The organism is Trinickia sp., from assembly GCF_035492435.1.
In the GTDB taxonomy this organism is placed as follows: domain Bacteria; phylum Pseudomonadota; class Gammaproteobacteria; order Burkholderiales; family Burkholderiaceae; genus Trinickia.
This window is the reverse complement of sequence record NZ_DATJJF010000039.1, coordinates 1-4,579: the sequence shown is the minus strand read 5'-3', so window position 1 is coordinate 4,579 and position 4,579 is coordinate 1. Positions and strand designations below refer to the sequence as shown.

Annotated in this window: 3 protein-coding genes; all 3 read left to right on the top strand. The window is 63.7% G+C overall.

Features of this window, described 5'->3' with window-relative positions; genetic code table 11:
* The first annotated feature begins 89 nt into the window (after positions 1 to 89).
* Positions 90 to 896, top strand: coding sequence for a type I methionyl aminopeptidase (gene map / locus VL598_RS03355; protein WP_325325286.1), 807 nt, complete (start codon positions 90 to 92; stop codon positions 894 to 896).
* A 286-nt stretch (positions 897 to 1,182) separates the two neighbouring features.
* Positions 1,183 to 3,753: a [protein-PII] uridylyltransferase gene (locus VL598_RS03350; protein WP_325325285.1), complete on the top strand. Its 2,571-nt coding sequence runs from the start codon at positions 1,183 to 1,185 to the stop codon at positions 3,751 to 3,753.
* Between the two features lie 426 nt (positions 3,754 to 4,179).
* Positions 4,180 to 4,579, top strand: a 400-nt coding sequence (locus VL598_RS03345; RefSeq protein ID WP_325325284.1) for a hypothetical protein, incomplete at its 3' end; no start/stop codon positions are given.

Genomic DNA, 4,579 nt, shown 5'->3' with positions numbered 1-4,579 from the left:
GCCAAACGTAGTGCCGGCGCCCCATCCGCCGCTGCCGACGGCCTCATATGATGCGATAATCGCAAAATCCATTTTCAGGCCCGTTATCCATGGCTATCACGATCAAAAACGAAGACGACATCGCGAAGATGCGCGTCGCGTGCCGCCTCGCAAGCGAAGTGCTCGATTACATCACGCCGTTCGTCCAGCCGGGGGTGACCACGGGCGAGCTCGACCGGCTCTGTCACAACTACATGACCGACGTGCAGGGCACGATCGCGGCGCCGCTCAACTATCAGCCGCCCGGGTACCCGCCGTACCCCAAAGCCACCTGCATTTCGGTCAACGACGTGATCTGTCACGGTATTCCGGGCGACAAGGTCGTCAAGAGCGGTGATGCGCTCAACATCGACATCACCGTGATCAAGGACGGCTACTTCGGCGACACGAGCCGCATGTTCATCGCGGGCGAAGGCTCGATTCTCGCCAAGCGCCTCGTGCAAGCCACCTACGAATGCATGTGGCTCGGCATCAATCAGGTACGCCCCGGCGCGCGGCTCGGCGACATCGGCCACGCGATTCAGCGGCACGCCGAAGAGCACGGCTATAGTGTGGTGCGCGAGTACTGCGGCCACGGAATCGGCACGGTCTTCCACGAAGATCCGCAAATTCTCCATTACGGCCGCCCTGGCACCGGTTTGGAACTGCGGCCGGGCATGATCTTCACCATTGAGCCGATGATCAACGCCGGCCGCCGCGAAATCCGCACCATGCCGGATCAGTGGACGGTCAAGACGCGCGATCGCAGTCTGTCCGCGCAGTGGGAACATACGGTCCTCGTGACGGAATCAGGCTTCGACGTGCTGACCGTCTCGGCCGGAACGCCCGAGCGGCCAAGCTTGCCGGTCGCCGCCTGAACGTTTCAACGGCTCGCCAATTGCATCGCGATTGATCGACAGTGCCCGCGGGGCCGCCTATGCCATCGAGGACGAAATGCAATCCGCTGGAAGCCCCGATATCGAAGTCCCGCCGCGCGCCGACGGCAAGTCTGATCGGAGCCGCAATCCGTGCGCGGCTCTCGACTCAGACCGAAGCCGTCTTTAGCACGCACCACCCCCGCGAGCACTCGCGGGCCCTGTGCCGCCCCGAAGCCCAAAGGCTCCGTCCGCTTCGTTAGTAGCCAGACGCAACCGAGTTGCCATCATGAGCGTTCCTGCCGCCCTGCCCGATCCCATGTCGCTCAAAGCGGATTACCGCGACGCGAAAACCGCCCTGCTCGCACGCTTTAAGACCGCGAGCAACGTCGACGCAGCGATGCGCTCGCTCGCCCGCGTCACCGACGATGCCTTACGCCGTGCCTGGCTCGGCTGCGAGATGCCCGCCTCGCTTGTGCTCGTTGCCGTCGGCGGATATGGTCGCGGAGAACTCGCGCCATTCTCGGACATCGACATCCTGGTGTTGCTGCCCGAACCGCCTGAGCCGGCACTTGAAGCGCAAATCGAGCGTTTCATCGGACTGGCCTGGGATCTCGGGCTCGAGATCGGCAGCAGCGTACGCACCGTGAACGAATGCATCGACGAGGCGGAGCGGGACGTTACGGTACGCACCTCGCTGATCGAGGCTCGACGCATCGTCGGCAGCACGACGCTCTTCCAGCGTTTCACGCTGCAGTTGAACGAAACGTTCGATGCACGCGCATTTTTTCAGGCCAAGCTGCTTGAGATGCGCCAGCGACACGCCAAATTTCAGGATTCGCCGTACAGCCTCGAGCCCAACGTCAAGGAAAGTCCGGGTGGGCTGCGCGATCTCCAGCAAATCCTCTGGATTGCACGTGCAGCAGGGTTCGGCAGCAGTTGGCGCGAGCTCGACGAACGCGGATTGATCACGCCGCGCGAAGCACGCGAGCTACGCCGCAACGAAGCCTTTTTGAAGACGGTGCGCGCCCGGTTGCATGTCATTGCGGGGCGACGCCAGGATATGCTGGTGTTCGACTTGCAAACCGCAGCCGCCGAAAGCTTTGGCTACCAGGCCACAGCCGCTCGCCGCGCCAGCGAGCAGTTGATGCGCCGGTATTATTGGGCGGCCAAAGCCGTCACCCAGCTCGCAACGATCCTGATCCAGAACATCGAAGCGCAGCTATTTCCACGCACGAGCGGGGTCACGCGTGTGTTGTCCGATCGCTTCGTCGAAAAACAGGGCATGATCGAGATTGCCAGCGACGATGTCTTCGAACGGGTGCCCTCCGCAATTCTCGAGGCATTCCTGCTCTATGAGGTCACGCCGGGGGTCAAGGGCTTGTCGGCACGCACGTTGCGGGCGCTCTACAACGCGAGAGACATCATGGACTCGCGCTGGCGCAAGGATCCGGAGAATCGACGTCTCTTCATGGAGATCCTGAAGCAACCGCGAGGCATCACCCATGCTTTGCGGCTTATGAACCAGACGAGCGTGCTCGGGCGCTACCTGCTCAGCTTTCGGCGCATCGTCGGGCAAATGCAGCACGATCTCTATCACGTCTATACGGTCGACCAGCACATCTTGATGGTGCTGCGCAACATGCGCCGCTTCGCGCTGCCCGTCCACGCGCACGAATATCCGTTCTGCACTCAGTTGATGGGCAACTTCGAGCGAAATTGGGTGCTCTGCGTCGCCGCGCTGTTTCATGACATCGCGAAAGGCCGCGGCGGGGACCACTCAACGCTCGGCATGGCCGACGCGCGACGTTTTTGCCAGGACCACGGCATGTCTGCCGACGATACCGCGCTCGTCGTGTGGCTGGTGCGCCATCACCTGACGATGAGCCAGGTCGCGCAAAAACAGGATACGACTGACCCGGCCATCATCCAGCAGTTTGCCGAGCTCGTCGGCAACGAGCGGCGGCTGACTGCGCTGTATCTGTTGACTGTGGCCGATATTCGTGGGACCAGCCCAAAGGTCTGGAATACCTGGAAGGGCAAGCTGCTCGAGGATCTTTACCGCGTAACGCTGGCCGTACTCGGTGGCGCGCGCCCCGACGAGCATTCGGAGCTCAAGGTGCGCCAGGAGGAAGCGATCGCGCTGCTGCGCCTTGAAACCGTGCCCGAGCGTGCGCACTGTGCGCTTTGGGAGCAGCTCGACGTCGGCTATTTCCTGCGTCACGACGCCGCCGACATCGCCTGGCAGACCCGCGTGCTTTATCGCCACGTACGTGAAGAAGCGCCGATCGTTCGCGCTCGGCCATCGCCAATCGGCGAAGCGTTGCAGGTGCTCGTGTACGTGCCTGATCGGCCGGACCTCTTTGCCGGTATCTGTGCCTACTTCGAGCGCAATGGTCTCTCGGTGCTCGACGCGCGCATCAACACGACGCGTCACGGGTATGCGCTCGACAACTTTATCGTGGCGCATCCGGAGCAAGACCTGCACTACCGCGACATCGCCAACCTCGTCGAGCAACAGCTCTGCGCATGGCTGTCGGCCGATGCGCCGCTACCGGAGCCTTCGAAAGGGCGCCTTTCGCGGCTTTCGCGCGCATTTCCGATCACACCGCGCGTTGACCTGCGTGCGGACGAGCGGGGCCAGTACTACATCCTGTCGATCTCGGCAAACGACCGACTCGGCTTGCTCTACGCCATCGCCCGGGTGCTCGCGGAGCGTCGGGTCGGCGTGCATTCCGCGCGTATCAATACGCTCGGCGAGCGCGTCGAGGACGTCTTCCTGCTCGACGGGCGAGGATTGTCGGACAATCGGCTGCAAATTCAACTGGAGACCGAACTGCTGCATGCGATCGCGGTATGAGCGCGAGCGTTCACCGATTCAGCGGAATTCATCTGTAGCCAGCCGCTTGCGACCACCACGCTATGGGCGTGCATGGCTGCGGGCGGCGTAATTTTTTTCGAGATTGTATGCGCGTCAAACTGACAGCCAAACATCCGCGACCGGCTGCCCCGGATCGCGCTCCCGTGCGTGCGGGCAGCTCGTCTGCACGCAAACCGACCCGCCCCGCCGGCTCTGGGCGCCAGGACGCGACGACGACGGCGGCACCACGTGCGCCCCGCCGACGCGACGACGCACCGGCCAAACGCCTGAATGGCGAGGACGGTGTACGTGCGCCAGGCGGTGAACGCAAGCGGCTTGACCCACGGCAGCCGCAGACGGAACGGTCGCCGCGCGTCGAGCGTAACGGAGACCGCCCATCGTTCGGCAACCCGCGAGCTCGCCGCGATGAATCAGCACGCGATGATCGGCAGCCCCGCGGCGACCGTCCATCGTTCAGCAACCCGCGAGCTCGCCGCGATGAATCTGCACGCGACGATCGGCAGCCCCGCGGCGACCGTCCATCGTTCGGCAATCCGCGAGCTCGCCGCGATGAATCTGCACGCGACGATCGGCAGCCCCGCGGCGACCGTCCATCGCTGGGTAAACCGCAATCGCACCGCACAGGACCAGCACGCGACGATCGCGAGACACATAACGCTCGGCGATCACCCGGCGCTGGCCAGCGGGTCGACGAGCGTCGGCCGCATCGCAAGTCGGACGAATCCGATGCGGCTGCCGACGGCGCGATGCGCCTCTCCAAGCGCATGTCCGAGCTCGGGCTCTGTTCGCGGCGGGAAGCCGACGA